We start from the raw sequence: 18428 nt of genomic DNA, 5'->3' as shown, positions 1-18428 counted from the left end.
TATTTTACAGACTCCCCGAGACCAGGAGAGAGCCGATCATCGATCGCTACATCGCCAATAGCTGGTTTAATCTTGGGATTTCGCACCTCCAGGGTGGCAATGTTATAGAAGCCAGAAACTGCTTCAACGAGGTCCTCGCCCTCGACACGTCAGATGCCGGGGCGAAGCGAGAGAAGGAGTTCTGCGACTGGTATCTTTCGCATCAGAGGGACAGCAGTTTTATCAACCACATCGACAGCTTGAAATTCCGAAATCTCACCGACTGATAAAAAGTATCAAAACTCCGAAAGAGACCATTTAGTGCTTGAAGTGCCGTACGCCGGTGAAGAGCATGGCAATCTTCTTCTGGTCGGCAGCCTTGATGACTTCTTCATCCCTGATGGATCCTCCGGGCTGGATGACCGCCGTTATCCCTGCCCTGGCTGCCTGATCAATCCCATCCCGGAAAGGGAAAAAGGCATCTGATGCCATAACAGCCCCTCTCGTCGGAATGCAGGCCTTCTTGATGCAGAGCTTCACGGAGTCCACCCGGCTCATCTGACCTGCGCCGACGGAGACCGTCTGGTCCTCTCTGGTAAAGACGATGGCGTTCGACTTCACATGCTTAATGACCTTCCAGGCAAAGGCGAGAGCCTTCATCTCCTTCGAGGTTGGTTTCCTCTTCGTGACTACCTTTGCCTTTCTCACGTCTTCTGTGATGAAGTCCCATTCTTGAAGCAGGAGGCCTCCGTTGATCTTTCTCATGTCCAGGCCGATCTTCCTGTAGCTCTTAAGATCTCCCGCTTCGAGAAGTCTCAGATTCTTCTTCGCGGACAGGGCGTTCACCGCCTCATCACTGAAAGAAGGGGCGATGATCCCTTCGACGAAGTTCGGGGCTATCGCCAGTGCTGTTGTCTTATCGACTTCCCGATTAAAGGCGATTACGCCGCCGAAGGCGGATATGGGATCGGTTTCGAGAGCCTTCCTGTAAGCGATTAGCGTATTCTTTCCAGTGGCGGTGCCGCATGGATTGGTGTGCTTGATGATGCAGCATGCCGGTTCTGTGAACTCGGCGACCAGGGAGAGAGCCGCGTCGAAGTCCATGATGTTATTGAAGGAGAGCTCTTTTCCCTGCAACTGCCTGGCCCCTGCAACGGTGGGGACCTTTTCCATCTTCTCCCTGTAGAAGGCCCCTTTCTGATGAGGATTTTCTCCGTATCTCAGATCCTGGACTTTCAGATACTGGAGAATGAGCTTCTCGGGAAATGCCGAAGCAGCAGCCTTCTCGGAAAGTTTTCCAGTGTGGTCGAGTTTGGAAAGATATGAGTATATGGCGGCGTCGTAGCTGGCCGTATGCTGGAAGGCTTTGATGGCGAGTTCCCACTTTTTCTCAATGGGGATGTCACCTCTCTCCCGGAGCGCTTCCAGGATTGAAGGATAGTCGTTGTGATCGACGACTACAACAGCATGCCTGAAATTCTTGGCGGCTGCCCTGACCATCGTTGGTCCTCCAATGTCGATCATCTCGAGGAGTTCATCCTGCCCGATCCCTTCCATGCTGGCCGTTTTCTCGAAGGGGTAGAGATTTACGACGACGAGATCAATCGGTTTGGCGCCAAGCTTCTTGATATCGGCGAGGTGCTTCTTCTTGGTTCTCAAAGCGAGTATTCCCGCATGTATCTTGGGGTGAAGCGTCTTGACCCTGCCGTCGAGCATCTCTGGAAGACCTGTGTATTCGGAAAGCCTTGTCACAGGGATGCCCTTATCCGCAAGCATCCTGGCCGTACCCCCAGTGGAAAGGATCTCTACTCCCAGGGCGTGAAGTCCTCGCGCCAGTTCCGCAATCCCTTCTTTCTCGTAAACGCTGATCAATGCTCTCCGGATTTTCAGCTTCACATTTTCCCCCTTGCTTGAAGTGTCCTGAGATGAGGAGTTTCCGTCAAATCACCCTTTGCTTCATTCCAGGCATAGAGCCATATCTTGGCGATGTCAGTGACGGCATGCGAGTAACTCAGCGCAGCCACGCCAAATAGAGTAGAGCGGTCATCGAATTCAGTCTCCGACCCGTTAGCGGCTCGCAGGAAGGCCTCCTTGAGAAAGGGGATGTTGGATGATGACCTTCTGATAGCCTCCGATGAAAAGGAAGGTATGTCCTTCCGCGCAAGGAAAGAATCTTCGAAACCGTAGAAGACGATCCGGATCTTCTTTTCCTTCCTGTAGCAGAATCTTGCAAAATTTAGGTAATGTTCCTTTCCCTCCCCGTTGATCGAGACAGGAAAATTCAGATCAGCGGTATAGTGAGATAGGACCCCCATCTCATAGATGACCTTCTTGAAGGTTTCGTGCCGGCCGATCATTCCCACGATCTTATCGACCTGCGCGGAGATCCTTTCCGCGAGTAACTTGCCGTTTTCCCCGGGATGATGAGCCTCTTCCCCCTCGATGTTAAGCGGGTCGAGAGCTCCGCGGAGGCATTCCTTCTTATGTTTCTCGAGTTGGATTCGCAATGACGGTGGCATCAGCTTGAAGGCGTTTAGCGTGATTGTCAACCTCGATTCAGGGGTAAACCCCCAGACCATCCCCGATGCTGAAAAGACGGTAGCGAGCGAGAGGATGAGATGTTTTCTGAAGCAAGAATGCGGTGATGGCTGCATGAATTTCAGCTTTATTCTTCTTTGATTTCCTGCAGGGGCAGAGACAGGGCTCCCTCCTTCTCGTTGTAAATGAGCATGTTCAGAACGGTGAGATGAGCATTATTCACGATCAGGGGATTGATGGAAGCATTCGCCAGACTCGGGTCCAGAATGAGTGCCCTCTTGTATTCCTTGATGGCGGCATCGTATTTTTGCTGGGCATCGTAGATGGCTCCGAGGTTGTAATGCGCGATGGCGTAATTAGGTTCGATTGAAATGGCCTTCTTGAAGGCGGAAGCGGCAGCCGAGTTCTTTCCCATCCTGACCAGAACCGAACCGATATTGGTATGCAGGATATGGTCCTTCCTCCTGATCTGAAGGGCCTTCCTGTAGTATTTGAGTGACTCCCGATACCATCCCTTCCGGGCGCAGTAGGTTGCGTAATCGGATAGGAGAACGGCATCCTGGGGATTCTCATTGATCAGTTCTCTGAACTCCATGGCTGTCGGATCGAGGTCGATGATGGAAGGCCTCTTCTCCTTCCCCAGACAGAGACCGGCAATGAAAAGGGTGATTGACATTGCCGCGAGGAATGCTACAAATATATTTTTTGGTTTCATCTTATTCTCCTGTTTCCTGTTCTTGTTTTATGGCTTTTGCCTTGATCAGTACCTTCTTGTTTTCAATTATGATCCTGATCTCGACGCCGTTGCAGTTAGATTTTTCCTTGATGAGGCAGGCCTGCTTGAGTAGCTGTCTCGAAAACCCTGTCAGGGATATCTTGACCTCATCCTCTCCGGTGCTCTTCCTTGCATCGACATATTTCGTATAGAGGGTTTTTAGCTTCTCCGCATCCAGTGATTCCCCTATGATCTCGGATGCAACCAAGTTCTTGCCGTTCCGGGGATCAACACCCCTTTCCTGCATCTGGGCGAAGGAGTGAAATTTCCCGCTTTCTTCAATATCCCGGAGCATCTTGGACCATAGCTCTGCAAAGGCGTTGTACCGGCTCACCAGGGAGTTGAAGAGAAAGCGCTGGGCATAACTGAGGGTCCCGGAATTGGAATATTTCTTGATGAGGCTCTCCACTCCTCTCTTCAGCTCGAAGGGCTGTTTCTTGCTTGCCCCGGCGAAAAACATATCGTATTGGATCTTTAGGTTCCTGATGTCCGATTCGAGTTTTTCCAGGTCGCTCTGAACACTCATGACTTTAAATATTCTATCTAAATATATTATTCTTGAAAACTAAAATCAAACCGCCGATACTGCTTTTGAACGGTCCTCTTTACCTTTCAGGGTTTAAGGTTTCCCTCTCTAATATTTAGTATAATTGTCGCGAAACGGGAGTGGACCTTGAAGAAAGAAAAAAGGGATGCGAAGGAACTGCTGAGAAGAATCCCGCAGATCGATAAGATCTTGCAGAGAAGCGATGTTTCGTCTCTCATCGTGAGGTTTGGCAGGCCTGTAGTCACGACGGTAGTCCGGGATGTGCTATCAAAGGCAAGAGAGGATGCGAAAGCAGGAAAGATGCACGCAGTTACCGTTGAGAGGATGAACGAAAGCATCGGGACTATCGTGGAGAGCCGAATCTCCAGCCTTCTGAGGGGATCTACTTTTCCAGTCATCAACGGAACCGGCGTCATCGTTCATACAAATCTGGGCAGGTCCCTGCTCGATGCGGATATCATAGAGAAGCTTAAATATTCGGCTGACTCTTACATCAACCTCGAATATGACCTCGAGAAGGGGAGGAGGGGAAAGCGAGCAGAAGGGGCAGAAAAACTCCTTACTCTTCTGTTCCCTGGCTTTTCCTCTCATGTCGTCAATAACAATGCGGCTGCGGTACTTCTTCTCCTTAACACTCTCGCCTATCGAAGGGAGGTCATCGTCTCACGCGGGGAACTCGTTGAGATCGGGGGCTCATTCCGGATTCCGGAGATCATGTCAAAGAGCGGAGCCGCGCTGAGAGAAGTCGGGACAACGAATAAGACGAGGCCATCCGATTACGAGAAGGCGATCACGGAGAAAACGGCTCTCATCCTGAAGGTCCACCGGAGCAACTTTGCCATTGTCGGGTTCACGGAAGAGGTTTCGATCCGCGAGCTTGCCGCCATCGGGAAAAGGCGTGGCATCCCGGTCGTCGTGGACCAGGGGAGCGGTTGTATCGTCAACCTGAAAAAGTACGGAATCAAGAATGAGCCGACCGCGCAGGAGATCCTCAGGGAGGAAGTCGATGCGGTTTGCTTCAGCGGCGATAAGCTCCTTGGCGGACCTCAAGCAGGAATCATCATAGGGAAGGATGCTCTCATCAGGAAGCTGAAGAAAAATGCATTGAGCCGTGCACTCAGGATCGACAAAGTGACTAATTCCCTGCTGGAGAGCACGCTGATCAGCTATGTGATGGGAAAGGAGTTCGAGGAGATCCCCACCTTGAAGATGGTCTCCCTCAGTAAGAGGGAGATCGAAACGAGGGGAAACAGATTCATGGAGGAAACATCAAAAAGCTTGAAGAATCTCAGTTTTCAGCTTGTTGATGGGGCTTCAACGATCGGTGGCGGCTCGGCCCCGATGAACGAACTCCCAACGAAACTCCTTGCCGTCTCCTGCGGGAACCTTCCCGCGGAAAAGATCGAGAGAGCCTTGCGTCTGAGCGATCCCCCTGTTATCGGCCGCATCAAAGAGGGCTCTTACCTTCTTGATTTTCGAACCATCCTGCCGGAACATGAACCCCGCCTCATGAAAGCCTTGCATGATCTTACAAACCTGTGTTGAAAAGGATTGTCTTCAATAGATCCGCATTCTCCATCCATATTCCCATTCAATGATTTCATGGTCCATCTCCTTTTCTGGAGAAACAATGAAAGCTGTTTCTCAACGTCGCACTCTTTATTATGATACGGCAAAGATCTCAATGGATCATTTTTTTCCGAAGATTTCAGATGTTGAATTTGAAGTTGATGATGTCGCCGTCCTGGACGATGTAGTCCTTCCCCTCGAGCCTGAGAAGCCCCTTTTCCTTCGCATAATGGAAGGAGCCTTCCCTGATGAAGTCGCCGTAGTGGACGATCTCCGCTTTGATGAACCCCCGCTCCATGTCGGTGTGTACTGTGCCGGCGGCTCTGAGGGCATGCGTTCCCTTTTTGATGAGCCAGCCCCGCGTTTCATCCCCGACGACGGTGAAGAAAGTGATGAGGTCAAGTATCCTGAGAACTGCATTCACCACCCTTTCATGGCAGGAATCGGTGATCCCGTATTCGCTCTTGAAGGCGGTGGCATCTTCCGGAGGAAGTTCCAGAAGCTCCGCTTCGATCTTCGCGGAGAAGGGTACCGTCAAAAATTTCGGCTTTGCGTTAAGATCCTTGAGCGAGTGGAAATCAAGATAGCTTCCCATCTTCTGGATATCTTTTTCATCCATGTTGATGGCATTGAGAAGCGGCTTCTCGCTCAGGAACGTAAACCCCTTTAGCTTCTTTTCCTCTTCTTCGCTGAGAGGCAGTTCCCGAAGCGGCATCTCCTTCTGAAGGAATTCATAGCATTTCTTCACCAATTCCAGCTCTTTTATCTCTTCCTCTTTATGGCTCCTCTTGATGCTCGATTCCAGCCTGTGAATCCTGTTCTCGGCGATGATGGCATCCGACAGGATCAGCTCCGCTTCCATCGTCCTGATGTCCTTTGCCGGACTGATCTCCTTCTGGGAATGGGGGATCGTCTCATCGTGGAACCCGCGCACGACGTGGATCAGAGCGGCAACGCTCTTCAGCTCGTTGAGCAGGAAGCTCTCCTTTTCTTCTTCTCTCTTGATCTGCCCGAGGTCGATGAACTCAAGAGTCGCAAATGTAGTCTTTTTGGGCTTGAGCATGCAGGAGAGGGTGTCGAGCCTGGGATCATACACCCTGGAGATGCCGATATGGACTTCTGCTTTCCCAGTAAAGGCATGTTTCGTCGTGTCGGTGTGGGCTCCTGTCAGGATGTTGAAGAGGGTCGTCTTTCCGACCATCGGAAAACCAAAGATCCCGATCTTCATCGTCTCACCTTGGTGCCTATTTTAGCACTTCCCCCTGTCTGCCGATGAAATATCTTTCTGCGATCCAGAACCTTGCCAGTTCAACTCTCATCGCTAATGCATTAATACTTGGCAAGAAATCTATTGCATGAAAAGAGGCAAGACTGTAGAATTTTGTCGAATATTTCTTGGAAAACATGCCTCGGCGATCCGGGCAATCGTCGTTCTTAATGAAGAGAGGGACAGTCTTCGGATGTGATCGCTTCTAATAGGCAGGAGAGATTATGAAAGGTGTTATTCTGGCGGGAGGGCTCGGGACGAGACTTTATCCCCTCACAAAGGTTACGAACAAACATCTCCTTCCAATATATAACAAGCCAATGATCTATTATCCGATAGAGATGCTACTTAACATAGGAATCAACGATATTCTCCTCGTGACCGGGGGAAACAACGCTGGAGATTTCCTGAGGCTTCTCGGGAATGGCGCCGAGTTCGGGCTCAAGCACATCAACTACACATATCAGCAGGGTGAGGGAGGGATAGCCGACGCCCTTCGCCTTGCGGAGCATTTTGCCGACAGGGAAAAGATCTGTGTTGTACTCGGGGACAATGTCATAGAGAAGAATGTGAGGAAAGCTGCGGAGAACTTCGAAGAGCAGGAGAGGGGGGCGAAGATCATGTTGAAGGAGATCCCGGACCCAGAACGGTTCGGCGTTCCCGTTTTAGAAGGCAACAGGATCATCACCGTCGAAGAGAAGCCAAAGTTGCCGAAGTCTAATTATGCCGTAACCGGAATTTACTTTTACGATTCGCGTGTCTTTGAAATCATCAAAGGACTGAAACCATCGGCTCGCGGCGAGCTCGAGATCACCGACGTGAATAACGCGTACATTGAGAGAGGGGAGATGACCTACGAGATACTAGACGGCTGGTGGACAGATGCGGGGACCTTTGAATCTCTTCACCGAGCCAACAAGCTCGTCGCAGGAGGAGGCGCCAATAAGATCTAAATGAGGAGAAGTTATGATAGAAGGGGTCAAGGTCAAGAATCTTAAGATCATTCCCGATGAGAGAGGCAGATTGATGGAAATTTTGAGGTGCGACGACCAGCTCTTTTTAAAATTCGGGCAGGTATACGTTACAACGGCGTATCACGGTGTCGTAAAAGCCTGGCATAAGCATAAGAAGCAGACGGACAATTTCACCGTGATCAAGGGGATGGTTAAATTTGTCCTGTTCGACGCGCGCCCTGATTCGAAGACAAACGGGCATATCAATGAGTTTTATGTTGGAGAGTACAACCCCATTCTCATCCAGATTCCAGCCGGAGTCTATCATGGATTCAAGGCGGTCTCGGAAGAAGAGGTCATCGCGATGAACATCCCGACGGAACCCTATGACTACAAGGACCCCGACGAGCAGAGATTGGAGCCTCACTCAGATGAGATCCCCTACAACTGGCAGAGGAAAGACAGGTGAATATTCTGTGAGGTGACGATTGAAAGTATTAATCACGGGAGGCTGCGGATTCATAGGAGCAAACTTCATCCACTACCTCTTGAGGAAGAGGCCAAGCTTCAAGATTATTAACTTCGACCTGCTTACTTATTCAGGAAATCCTGAGAACCTGAAGTCGGTAGAAAAGCATCCCGGCTATCGCTTCGTCAGGGGAGACATCGCGGATAAGAAAACTGTATCGGCGATCTTCTCAGAGAGGATTGACGCCGTCGTAAACTTTGCAGCAGAGTCACACGTTGATAGAAGCATCGAGGATGCTGACCCGTTCCTCAGGACGAATGTCATAGGCTCGCAAAATCTGATGGAGGAGGCGAGGAGACGAAAGATCGACCGCTTCATCCATATCTCCACCGATGAGGTTTACGGATCGATAGCGGGAAGGAAGAAATTCGGGGAAGATCATCCTATGGCTCCCAGTTCACCATATTCGGCAAGCAAGGCAGCGGCGGATCTGATAGCTCGGGCTTATTTCAAGACCTATCGATTACCCATCATCATCACAAGGTCCTCCAACAATTACGGCCCCTATCAGTTCCCGGAGAAGTTCATCCCGCTGATGGTCACGAACGCATTCCAGGGGAAGCCTCTCCCGATTTACGGAGATGGCCTCTACGTGCGCGACTGGCTCTACGTCGAGGACAACTGCGAGGCGATCCTCAAGGTCCTGGAAGAGGGAAAAGAAGGAGAAGTTTACAACATCGGCGGAGGCTGCGAGAGGAAAAACATCGACGTGGCGAAAAAGATACTGAAGATTACCGGGCGGGATGAATCGCTCTTGAAGCATGTTGCGGACAGACCGGGTCATGACCGAAGATACGCCATCGACTTTTCTAAGATCATTAAAGAAACAGGGTGGGAACCCGCTGTCAAGTTCGAGGAGGGGCTTAAGAGGACCATCGCATGGTACAGGCAGAACGAGACCTGGTGGCGGCGGATCATCAGCGGCGACTACCTTGTCGCCCGCCGCGAAGCATACAGACGATTCAAAGATTAAAGCAAACAGAACAATTGGAAGTCGTTCTAAGTTTTCCGTTATAATTTGGAATCAGGGATGGCGGATTTCATTAAATTTCTTGGGACAGCAGGAGCGCGCTATGTCGTGGCGAAGCAGTTGCGATCCTCGGCGGGCGTCTTTTTGAATCTGAAAGGCAAGAAGATCATCCTGGATCCCGGTCCCGGAACACTCGTCCGCTGCGCAGCTTCGAAGCCGAAGATCGATGTGGCTGCCCTTGATGCCGTCATCCTGAGCCATCTCCACATCGATCACACGAACGATGTCAACATCCTTATAGATGCCATGACGGAAGGGGGGTTGAAAAAGAGAGGCGTTCTCTTCGCACCTCCGGAGTGCCTCCACGGAGAGAATGCCATTGTCCTGAACTACCTGCGCAGCTTCCTCCAGGAGATCGTAATGCTGGAGGAAGACCGCTCCTATTGCCTCGGAGACCTTTCATTTATGACCTCCATCAATCTCGATCACAACGTTCAGACCTACGGGATGAAATTCGATCTGAAAAGCCAGAAACTTTCCTTCATCGTTGACACAAAATTTTTCCCTGGCTTGATCGAGAATTTTGAGGATTCGGACATTCTTGTCATCAACGTAGTTCGCGCTTCCACATATGACAGGCTGGGAATTCCGCGAACGGAGATCCCTCACCTCAGCCTGGACGACGCGAAGAAGATCGTCCTGGCGATCAAACCGAAAAAGGTGGTGCTGACACACTTTGGCATGACCCTCCTGAAGGCGAAGCCCTGGGAGATGGCTCAGAGGATGAGCGATGAGACCGGAATTGAGATCATCGCCGCATCCGACGGTCTTTCCATGGCTCTGTAGCTTTGCGTCATCTCTTAGTTCTGAGCGATACCGATATCCTAGTATTGCTTGACGCTCTCAGCATGATTACTTATAATGCAAAAATTGTTAAGAAGAAGTATATTTGTAACAAATTATCGGATCGGGGCGTGGCGCAGCCTGGTAGCGCACTTGCCTTGGGCGCAAGGGGTCGGAGGTTCAAATCCTCTCGCCCCGACCATGATGCGCGCCTGTAGCTCAGTGGATAGAGCATCGGCCTCCGGAGCCGGGTGTCGGAGGTTCAAATCCTCTCAGGCGCGCCATTTCTTTTTCTATTTACAATCGTTCAACTTCTTCTTGATCCATGATTGCTCTTACTTTTAAATTCAATTTTCAATAGTGGAAAATCATTGCCTTGACAATGATTTTCATGAAACCTACAATAACTCCGCTTAGTGCGCCTGTAGCTCAGTAGGAGAGAGCATCTGCCTTCTAAGCAGAGGGTCGGGGGTTCGAATCCCTCCAGGCGTGCCACTTTAGCTTGTGTTTGGATTGATTATGCGAGAAGAAATCATGGCTGCTTCAGCTGGCAATCATCACTCGGCTTTCAGTCAAGCGAGGATTTACTTGGCAGCCGGCGTTTGCATAATTGAAATTGGCTTTCGTTCATTGTAAATTAGAGTTATCAGTTAGGGATTATGGTGAGTGTAGCTCAGCTGGTAGAGCCCTGGACTGTGGCTCCAGTTGTCGTGGGTTCGAATCCCATCACTCACCCCATATTTTTTGCGCCCGTAGCTCAGTCAGGATAGAGCAGTGGACTTCGAAACCGATCAAGGGGGTTCACGTAAATCATTGAAAATACGTGAATCCCTTTTTCTTTCTGTCGCTTACCATTGTTTCTGATTTAGTTTCTGTCAGGTCTATTCAGGTCTATTTAGGGCTATCTTGGACACCGTGTGGACACCATTTTTTGAAAATAAGAGTTCTAACTTTGCGTTTGCGCTGATTTGACCAAATTAATTAGTATCGTTCAAAAGTCTTGACATGCTACAAATTTTAAACAAGGGCATACGAATCTATAACATTAAGGAAAATCAATATGTTATTCATCAGCAGCAGAGTTGTGAATACTGTGGGCAACTCTGAAAGAGTTGTCCAAGCGATGTGGGTAACTCTCGGAGAGTTATCCACAGAGCGGCAGTATGCACAACAACTCTTTATAAACAAAAGGCTTATGAATCTCATCATAGTTTCTGTCTGAACAAATAATTGCTATGATCCATGAACTCTAAATTTCCTGCTTATGGTGTTATGAGAAATTCATCCTATAAATCTCGAAAAATCTTGAGGTTGCAAAACAGGATAAATTTTCATTCTTGCTGACATATGCCACAACTTTTGAACGTTGCCAATTAATTCTTGACTGCTCCAAGATATTGAAGTATAAAATATTTGATTTAAAGTTCATTTGCTTATTGATCAGATAGTGGAGATCACAACTTTAACATCATCTAATTTGCGTGCATAATTCAAAAGACTCATTTTTGAAATTGCGTGTAAGTAATTCGTAAATATTTTCAATTGCTCCCCGGAGGAGCTACATGGAAGTTGTTGAAAAGAGCTTAAAAGGTGCTCAGAGAAAATTACAACTTATCGCATTGGCGTTTGTCGTTCTTATGTTGAACCAGCTGTTCTCATGCATAGTTTTTGCAGAAGAAAATCCAGTAGCTCCGCCTCCTGAAGTTCAAACACTTTCCATCAGTAAGGATGTACCCGGCGGTAATGTGGTCTTGAATTGGTCAGATGGGATGACTCCCTTTGCGGTAGAACGCAGTGAGTCTAAAAATTTCCTTGCCCCAACGAATCTTACATATGTAACGAGAAGCACGCCAAGTGGGCCTGTCAATGATCCTGTGCTAAATGATGGGAAGACTTACTATTATCTTGTATCAGATGCAAACTCACCCACACAAGTGTATTCCATTCAAGCTGCTGCAGGGACCGGTATCTATGAAGACGATGATCTCATTATCGATGGAGTAGGGTTTGACCAGGTATGCAACAATAATTCAGTATACTATGAAGGTGGTTTGTCGGCGACGCTGCTAACATGCAGTTCAACCCAAATCCAAGCTGAGGTACCAGTCCACTCAATTTCGGGAAACATCATTGTTGTTTCTCCCAATGGCCAATCCACAGCACAGCGGAAGTTGTTTGCTGTAGGTTTACGATCGAATCCAGCTAAGGAGCTTCTTGCACATGTCAACGTGGATGCTGATCATAATATTTTTGCGTGTGATCAGGGTGCTAGTGACCGCATCTGGAAGATAAGCTTCCTTAGCAGCGCTGCTTCTACTTGTACCACATTCGCAAATCCTGTTGGCCTTCCAAAAAATGAAAATGGTCGATTCATGTTTGGCAACGATACTTGGTCGTCGAGCAATGCAGGAACTGTTCGGGAACTGGAACCCTCCTCTTGCACTTACACAACGTGGGGCACTTCTGGACAAGGAAGCAGCGACCCTGTTGATCCTCGAGCTTTGGCGTACGATAAAAGCGGTGCAAATAATGGATGGATTTTCCTATTGGATCACTGGGGAGATCGCATTAGAAAGAAGGCTAATGGTGCGGGGCTTGATACGCAATGGCTAACAAACCTTGGTCTCGGCGGAGATTCTGCTGCCGCATCGCGTCCCGCTGGGTTCACGTTTAACACGGCAGGTGAGTTTTTCTTCACTGCTCAGAGCAAGATTAAGCATTACAGTGGAGCAAAGACTCTCATTCAAGAATTCACAAGTGCAGATGGATTGAATCATCCGGCCCAGATCGAGACAGATGAGGACAACACCCTTTGGGTGGCAAATCGAGATGGAAATAATATTTTACGAATTCGGACTAGCCCCACCAACAGGCTCGTTAGAACAAAGCTCTCTGGTATTACGTCTCCTCGAGGCCTAGCTCTAGATCGAGATCCTGACACTAATAATCCATGGCTGTATGTTGCGGACGAGAAGGAGGTTTACAGGTTCAGAATTTATGATACCGTGCGTGTTGATGTGAAAGTCTTCAATGAAACCTTGATATCTCCATCCGGGATTCAGACTTCACAAGCGGAATTTGAGCGACGTGTAAAACGGGACATAGAACAAATGCGTACAATCTTCTCTCAATGCCACTTAGATATTGTAGTCGAACGAATACTCTTTATTCCTGACCCGAACGTTGGAGACGGATCTGTGGAAAGCAATCGAAGTGCTACGCTAACTGCTCAAGAGCAAACGGTCTTGGCAACACAACGCGCTACCGATCCACTTGTTATTAACATCTACTATATTCATCACTTTCTTCAGCCGAACTCTACACCACCTCCGAACTACATAAATGCTGATCTAAATGGGAGGGCTTACAGTAACGATAGCATCCCTGGGCTCAACAACCAGACCGAGGGAGGAATTATGATAGCGCGTTTTAGCGCGATGAATCCAGGAGAATCTCTTTCCGGAGGAGCGATAGATAACACAGTTGCCCACGAGCTTGGTCATTTCTTATTGGATCAATACGTTCAACCTGGATACACGGATGAGCATCGAGGCGCAGGGTGTTTGGAGACAGATCCTGATAGGTTTTACCTCATGCACGGCACTGGGTGCTTACAGCGATACTCGCTCACTAATGGAGCTGGTAGCGAGTGTGAAAATATGAGGACTAGCCCAGATGGATCAATTTTTGTGGAGTTATTTTAATGCATTGGGTACTGAGCATCATAATAACATCTCTTTTAATATCATGTCAGACACCGACATATCCCCAATCATGCGACAATCTGGACGCTGAAACGAAAAAAGCGCTTAATTACTTCATCAATAATGTCTATGGCTTGGGATTAGTCAGAAGTGAGGACAATGAGGAACTTGATTGGGCAAGGAGAACACTGTTACAACGCGGCAAAGAAGTTCTTCCATGTCTTGTTGAGATCTTTAATCATGGTTTGCAAAATAGCAAGCTCTGGCCATTAAAGACAAAGGCTCCCAGCCAAGGGCGATGGGTTATTGATCTTATTCGGGAAATAGATGTACGCACAGCGAGTGGTCTTTATAGAGAATGGCGAGTTGAACCTGATACAGATTATCTAACGAAGATACATATCAGCACTGAACTTGCTAGCATCGGCGACCTAGAATTCCTCCCTGAGGTTGTGAACTTCCTGATGAACCCACCAGCAGTTCCAGCAACCAACATACAAAGAGTGCGCTCTATTCAAGAGCGCGCAATAGAAGTGATTTCAATTTGTAATTACCGACCTGCCCTTGCGGCATTACAGAATCTAGCTTCAGAGAAAGGACCGAATTATGCTAAATACTGGCGATGGCTTCCTATCTATATCGCGCAGCTCTCTGAAGATGAAAAAACGCTCCTTCGCTATGCGCGCGACTCAGAAAATTTCGGATGGGCGTTGCGTGCACTGAAAAGAATGGGCAAGATTGAAACACTAAAAGCGTTAGCAGCAGATTATAATTATAAATATCGAGATTTAGCTAAAACTCTCTTGGAAACGAACAACACGCCATACTAGCAAACAGAGTGATTGCCCAAACATAGAATTTATCAGCATTTTTATTGCCTTTATCTCTTCCTCATCGCACATGATTTTGATGCTTATCTTTGGTGCTTATATCATTTATTAAGGGAGTCCTTAAATTAATTTAAAAAGTCGCTGGTAGAAATTCCTCCGCTCATCAAGCAATTTTCTTGCATCACATTGACACTGATTGCAACCTATAATAAATTAAAGCTCTCAAAGTTTTGCGCCCGTAGCTCAGTCCGGATAGAGCAGTGGACTTCGAATCCGCAGGTCGTAGGTTCGAATCCTACCGGGCGTGCCATGAGAAAAGATGGGCCGCTAGCTCAATCGGTAGAGCAGCAGACTCTTAATCTGCGGGTTGAAGGTTCGATTCCTTCGCGGCTCACCAGATTTCTCGCACGGATCCTGTTGCGATTGCAAGCGAGGTAATGAGAGTTTCGGATCACAAGGGTTTTTTGAAGAACTCTATCGTGCGAAAGTGGCGGAACTGGCAGACGCGATGGACTTAGGATCCATTGGGCAACCGTGGGGGTTCGACTCCCCCCTTTCGCACCACTTCTTGCGATATTAATCTTTAAAGATTGGCAGATAGATAAGAAAGTCATTGATGAAAGTTGAACTGATCGATGTTTCGTCCTGCAAGAAGAAACTTGCCTTCGAGATCGAGAACGAAATCGTGACCGAGGAGAGGAACGGCCTTGAGCGGGAATTTGCAAGAAAGGCAAAGATTCCGGGATTTCGTCCCGGCAAGGCCCCCCGCTCTGTCATCAAGGCACGATTTGCAAAAGAGATCGAGGAGGAGCTTAAAGAGAAGATCATCTCCGAGAATTTCAGGAAGGCGGTTAATGAGAGATCCATCGTCCCCCTGCATAATCCCATCCTCGAGGAATACACGCAGAAGGAAGGAGAACCGCTCAAATTCATGGTCCTTTTCGAAATTCAGCCGGACATCAAGCTTGAGAACTACAAAGGGATGACGGTCACGGACCGGAAGATAAGCCTCGAAGAGGAAGAGGTCGATCGGATCATTAACTCGCTGCGCGAATCTTTCGCAAAATATGAGGTTGCGGACAAGGAGTCGGCTTCCGAAGGTGATTACGTCATCGTCAGGCTGGAAGGAACCATTACTGGGGGGAAGGAAGAAGCAAAGAGAGAGACGAAGAAAGAGAAGATGAAAGGAGAGATGAAGGAAGAGAACCTTCCCATCGTCGTGGGCTCCGAGGATAACCTTCCTGAATTCAACCGTAACCTGGTCGGGATGAGGAAGGGGGAAGAGAGGGAGTTCGACGTTGAGTATCCCGAGAACTACTATGCGAAGAACCTTGCGGCAAAGAAGGTCCATTACAGAATGACCCTGAAGGAGATCAAGGTCAAGGTCCTTCCCGAACTGAACGATGACTTTGCCAGGAATGCTTACGCAACTTACTACGCTCACGATCACAGGATTGAGGGAGAACATTTAGAAAAAGTGGGAAGAGAGAAAGAAGGGGAAGAAAAAGAAGGAAAAGAGAAAGTAGAGGAAGGGAGAGAACCAAAGGAAAAGCGCGTTGAGAGACTGGAGGAGTTCAGGGCACTCATCAGAGAGAGGATGCTCCGTAGGAAGAGCGATGAGCGAGAAATTACATTGAAAAATGAAATGCTCAATACTCTCATCGATGCGAACGATTTTGAAATTCCCGAGGTGATGGTGGAAGATCAACTCAACATCAGGATGGAGGGGATCGTCCGCGAGATGTTTGCGAGAGGGATCAATCCCGCTAAGGCGGATGTCAACTGGAAGGAGATCAGGGAAAAGCATATGGAACCAGCGAAGAGAGATGTCAAAGGCAAGTTGATCCTTTCTACAATCGCGGCCCAGGAAAAGATCGAAGTGCAAGAAGCAGAAATCGATGAGAGGATCAGGATTGATGCCGCGGCTCATGGAACTACATTCGAGGAGATGAGGAATCGCCTGTCCACAGAGGATTTACAGCATATCCAGGAGCAAATCCTCCGGGAGAAGGCGCTTGACTTTTTGTTCTCGAATGCTAATATTACGTAACGAGGGTTTAATCGATGTATTTGATACCGATGGTGGTCGAGCAGACCAGCAGAGGAGAGCGGGCCTACGACATCTACTCACGCCTTCTCAAAGACAACATCATCTTCATCGGACATCCCATCGATGACAACATCTCGAATCTTGTGATCGCCCAGCTTCTTTTTCTGGAAGCAGAAGATCCCGATAAAGATATTTCCATCTACATTAATTGTCCTGGTGGTTCCATAACGGCCGGTCTGGCCATCTACGATACGATGCAGTTTATCAAACCCGACATCACGACCATATGCATCGGCCAGGCAGCCAGCATGGCTGCCATTCTCCTGGCCGCCGGTACTTCGGGAAAGAGATTCGCCCTTCCCAATTCGCGGATCATCATTCACCAGCCGCTTGGAGGATTCTCCGGCCAGGCATCCGATATCGACATCCAGGCGCGTGAGATTCTTCGCATGAAGGATAGACTGAACGAGATCATGGTCAGACACACGGGACAACCGTTCGACAGGATTGCCCAGGATACAGATCGAGATTTCATCATGACCGCTGAGCAGGCAAGACACTATGGCCTCATTGATCAGGTCATCAAGAAAAGAGAGTAGTATAGGGAAGAGGGGATGACAAGGAAAAAGTCTGAGGGCGACGTTTTGAAATGCTCCTTCTGCAACAAGAATCAGAGAGACGTCCGGAAGCTGATCGCCGGTCCCACTGTTTACATCTGTGATGAGTGCGTTGATATCTGCCTTGACATCATCGCGGAAGAACGAGAGGGAGAGATCAATGCGAGACGGATCAAGCTCCCGAAGCCAGTTGAGATTAAGAACTTCCTCGACGAGTACGTCATCGGACAGGAAAAGGCCAAAAAGAAACTTGCCGTTGCAGTTTACAATCATTACAAGAGAACCGAGTATGCCAAGCGCAGAAGCGATATCGAGATTCAGAAAAGCAACATTCTCCTGATCGGACCGACCGGAACCGGGAAGACGCTTCTGGCGCAGACTCTTGCGAAACTTCTGTCCGTTCCCTTCGCCATCGTCGATGCCACTACCTTGACGGAGGCAGGCTATGTGGGAGAAGACGTAGAAAACATCATACTGAAGCTTCTCCAGGCTGCCGGGAACGACGTCGATCGTTGCCAGCAGGGAATCATCTACATCGACGAGATCGACAAGATCGCACGCAAGGGAGAGAACCCGTCCATCACAAGAGACGTCTCTGGTGAGGGGGTACAGCAAGCCCTCCTGAAGATACTCGAGGGGACAATAGCCAATGTTCCGCCACAGGGAGGAAGAAAACACCCCCATCAGGAATTCATCCCGGTCGATACGACCAACATTCTCTTCATATGCGGGGGAGCCTTCGTCGGGCTCGATTCTATTATCGAGCAAAGGACAGGCAAGAAATCGGTCGGATTCAAAGCGGAGGTCAGAGGGAAGAAGGAGAAAAACCTGCGCGAGATCTACGATCAGATCCAGCCTGTCGATCTCATCAAGTACGGCATGATTCCGGAATTCGTAGGTCGTCTTCCCGTCGTCGGCACCCTCGAAGAACTTGACAAGAAAGCTCTCATCAGGATCCTGACCGAACCCAGGAATGCTCTCGTACGGCAGTATCAAAAGATCTTTGAATTTGAGAATGTCGTGCTGAAGTTCACCGATGACGCGCTTGACACCATCGCTCAGCTAGCCATTGAAAGAAAGATCGGAGCAAGGGGGCTGCGGCTCATCCTGGAAGACCTCATGCTCGACGTGATGTATCAGCTCCCTTCGGAAAGCGGCGTCAAGGAGTGCCTCATCACGAAGGACGTCATCGTCAACAACATCAATCCTCTCTCAGTATTGCAGAAAGCCGTTTGATGGAACTCTATCCTGCATTTG

General features: G+C 48.8%; 16 protein-coding genes and 7 tRNA genes. 18 read left to right on the top strand and 5 right to left on the bottom strand.

Features of this window, described 5'->3' with window-relative positions:
- A partial coding sequence (locus AB1756_04305) for a tetratricopeptide repeat protein (protein ID MEW5806553.1) occupies positions 1–266 on the top strand: 266 nt, incomplete at its 5' end.
- Between the two features lie 31 nt (positions 267–297).
- Here the strand turns inward: AB1756_04305 and purH are convergent.
- Genes purH through AB1756_04285 form a run of 4 tightly spaced genes read right to left on the bottom strand, consistent with a single transcriptional unit; the run spans position 298 to position 3818 of the window.
- On the bottom strand, positions 298–1875 hold the full coding sequence (purH, locus tag AB1756_04300) for a bifunctional phosphoribosylaminoimidazolecarboxamide formyltransferase/IMP cyclohydrolase (GenBank protein MEW5806552.1): 1578 nt from the start codon (positions 1873–1875) through the stop codon (positions 298–300).
- A complete protein-coding gene (locus AB1756_04295; protein MEW5806551.1) occupies positions 1872–2633 on the bottom strand; it encodes a hypothetical protein in 762 nt (253 codons plus the stop codon). Before AB1756_04295 ends, purH begins: the two co-directional genes overlap by 4 nt.
- 11 nt (positions 2634–2644) lie before the next feature.
- Complete coding sequence (locus AB1756_04290) at positions 2645–3232, bottom strand: tetratricopeptide repeat protein (GenBank protein MEW5806550.1); 588 nt, start codon at positions 3230–3232, stop codon at positions 2645–2647.
- Position 3233: 1 nt separating this feature from the next.
- Positions 3234–3818 (bottom strand): MXAN_5187 C-terminal domain-containing protein, encoded by a 585-nt coding sequence (locus tag AB1756_04285; protein MEW5806549.1) that lies wholly within the window; start codon positions 3816–3818, stop codon positions 3234–3236.
- A 147-nt stretch (positions 3819–3965) separates the two neighbouring features.
- Here AB1756_04285 and selA point away from each other — a divergent pair, with 147 nt between their 5' ends.
- A complete protein-coding gene (selA, locus tag AB1756_04280; protein MEW5806548.1) occupies positions 3966–5384 on the top strand; it encodes an L-seryl-tRNA(Sec) selenium transferase in 1419 nt (472 codons plus the stop codon).
- A gap of 163 nt (positions 5385–5547) precedes the next feature.
- Here selA and AB1756_04275 read toward each other — a convergent pair whose 3' ends face one another.
- On the bottom strand, positions 5548–6636 hold the full coding sequence (locus AB1756_04275; GenBank protein MEW5806547.1) for a DUF933 domain-containing protein: 1089 nt from the start codon (positions 6634–6636) through the stop codon (positions 5548–5550).
- Between the two features lie 263 nt (positions 6637–6899).
- Here AB1756_04275 and AB1756_04270 point away from each other — a divergent pair, with 263 nt between their 5' ends.
- From AB1756_04270 to clpX, 16 genes are all read left to right on the top strand, one after another.
- The gene (locus AB1756_04270) at positions 6900–7628 is read left to right on the top strand and encodes a sugar phosphate nucleotidyltransferase (GenBank protein ID MEW5806546.1); all 729 of its coding nucleotides are present in this window, start codon (positions 6900–6902) and stop codon (positions 7626–7628) included.
- Between the two features lie 13 nt (positions 7629–7641).
- Positions 7642–8097 carry a dTDP-4-dehydrorhamnose 3,5-epimerase family protein gene (locus AB1756_04265; protein ID MEW5806545.1) on the top strand — a complete coding sequence of 152 codons (456 nt, stop codon included), beginning with the start codon at positions 7642–7644 and terminating at the stop codon, positions 8095–8097.
- Between the two features lie 19 nt (positions 8098–8116).
- Positions 8117–9130 (top strand): dTDP-glucose 4,6-dehydratase, encoded by a 1014-nt coding sequence (rfbB, locus tag AB1756_04260; GenBank protein ID MEW5806544.1) that lies wholly within the window; start codon positions 8117–8119, stop codon positions 9128–9130.
- Positions 9131–9187: 57 nt separating this feature from the next.
- On the top strand, positions 9188–9973 hold the full coding sequence (locus AB1756_04255) for an MBL fold metallo-hydrolase (GenBank protein MEW5806543.1): 786 nt from the start codon (positions 9188–9190) through the stop codon (positions 9971–9973).
- A gap of 122 nt (positions 9974–10095) precedes the next feature.
- Positions 10096–10172 (top strand) — tRNA-Pro (locus AB1756_04250).
- 6 nt (positions 10173–10178) lie between these two features.
- Positions 10179–10254: transfer RNA gene (locus tag AB1756_04245), tRNA-Arg, on the top strand.
- Positions 10255–10388: 134 nt separating this feature from the next.
- A tRNA-Arg gene (locus AB1756_04240) sits at positions 10389–10465 on the top strand.
- 167 nt (positions 10466–10632) lie between these two features.
- A tRNA-His gene (locus tag AB1756_04235) sits at positions 10633–10708 on the top strand.
- 824 nt (positions 10709–11532) lie between these two features.
- Positions 11533–13674 (top strand): hypothetical protein, encoded by a 2142-nt coding sequence (locus tag AB1756_04230; protein ID MEW5806542.1) that lies wholly within the window; start codon positions 11533–11535, stop codon positions 13672–13674.
- Complete coding sequence (locus tag AB1756_04225; GenBank protein ID MEW5806541.1) at positions 13674–14504, top strand: hypothetical protein; 831 nt, start codon at positions 13674–13676, stop codon at positions 14502–14504. The genes AB1756_04230 and AB1756_04225 overlap by 1 nt, the downstream gene beginning before the upstream one ends.
- 232 nt (positions 14505–14736) lie before the next feature.
- A tRNA-Arg gene (locus tag AB1756_04220) sits at positions 14737–14814 on the top strand.
- A gap of 11 nt (positions 14815–14825) precedes the next feature.
- Positions 14826–14901, top strand: a tRNA-Lys gene (locus AB1756_04215).
- Between the two features lie 84 nt (positions 14902–14985).
- Positions 14986–15068 (top strand) — tRNA-Leu (locus tag AB1756_04210).
- Positions 15069–15120: 52 nt separating this feature from the next.
- Positions 15121–16554: a trigger factor gene (tig, locus tag AB1756_04205; protein ID MEW5806540.1), complete on the top strand. Its 1434-nt coding sequence runs from the start codon at positions 15121–15123 to the stop codon at positions 16552–16554.
- A gap of 14 nt (positions 16555–16568) precedes the next feature.
- Complete coding sequence (gene clpP / locus AB1756_04200) at positions 16569–17153, top strand: ATP-dependent Clp endopeptidase proteolytic subunit ClpP (GenBank protein ID MEW5806539.1); 585 nt, start codon at positions 16569–16571, stop codon at positions 17151–17153.
- 15 nt (positions 17154–17168) lie between these two features.
- Entirely contained in the window at positions 17169–18407 is a 1239-nt protein-coding gene (gene clpX, locus AB1756_04195) for an ATP-dependent Clp protease ATP-binding subunit ClpX (GenBank protein ID MEW5806538.1), read from the top strand.
- The last annotated feature ends 21 nt before the right edge of the window (positions 18408–18428 follow it).

It is taken from the genome of Acidobacteriota bacterium (genome assembly GCA_040752675.1).
GTDB lineage: Bacteria > Acidobacteriota > Polarisedimenticolia > JBFMGF01 > JBFMGF01 > JBFMGF01.
The sequence above is the reverse complement of the archived record's forward strand: the minus strand, read 5'-3'. Positions and strand labels throughout refer to the sequence as shown.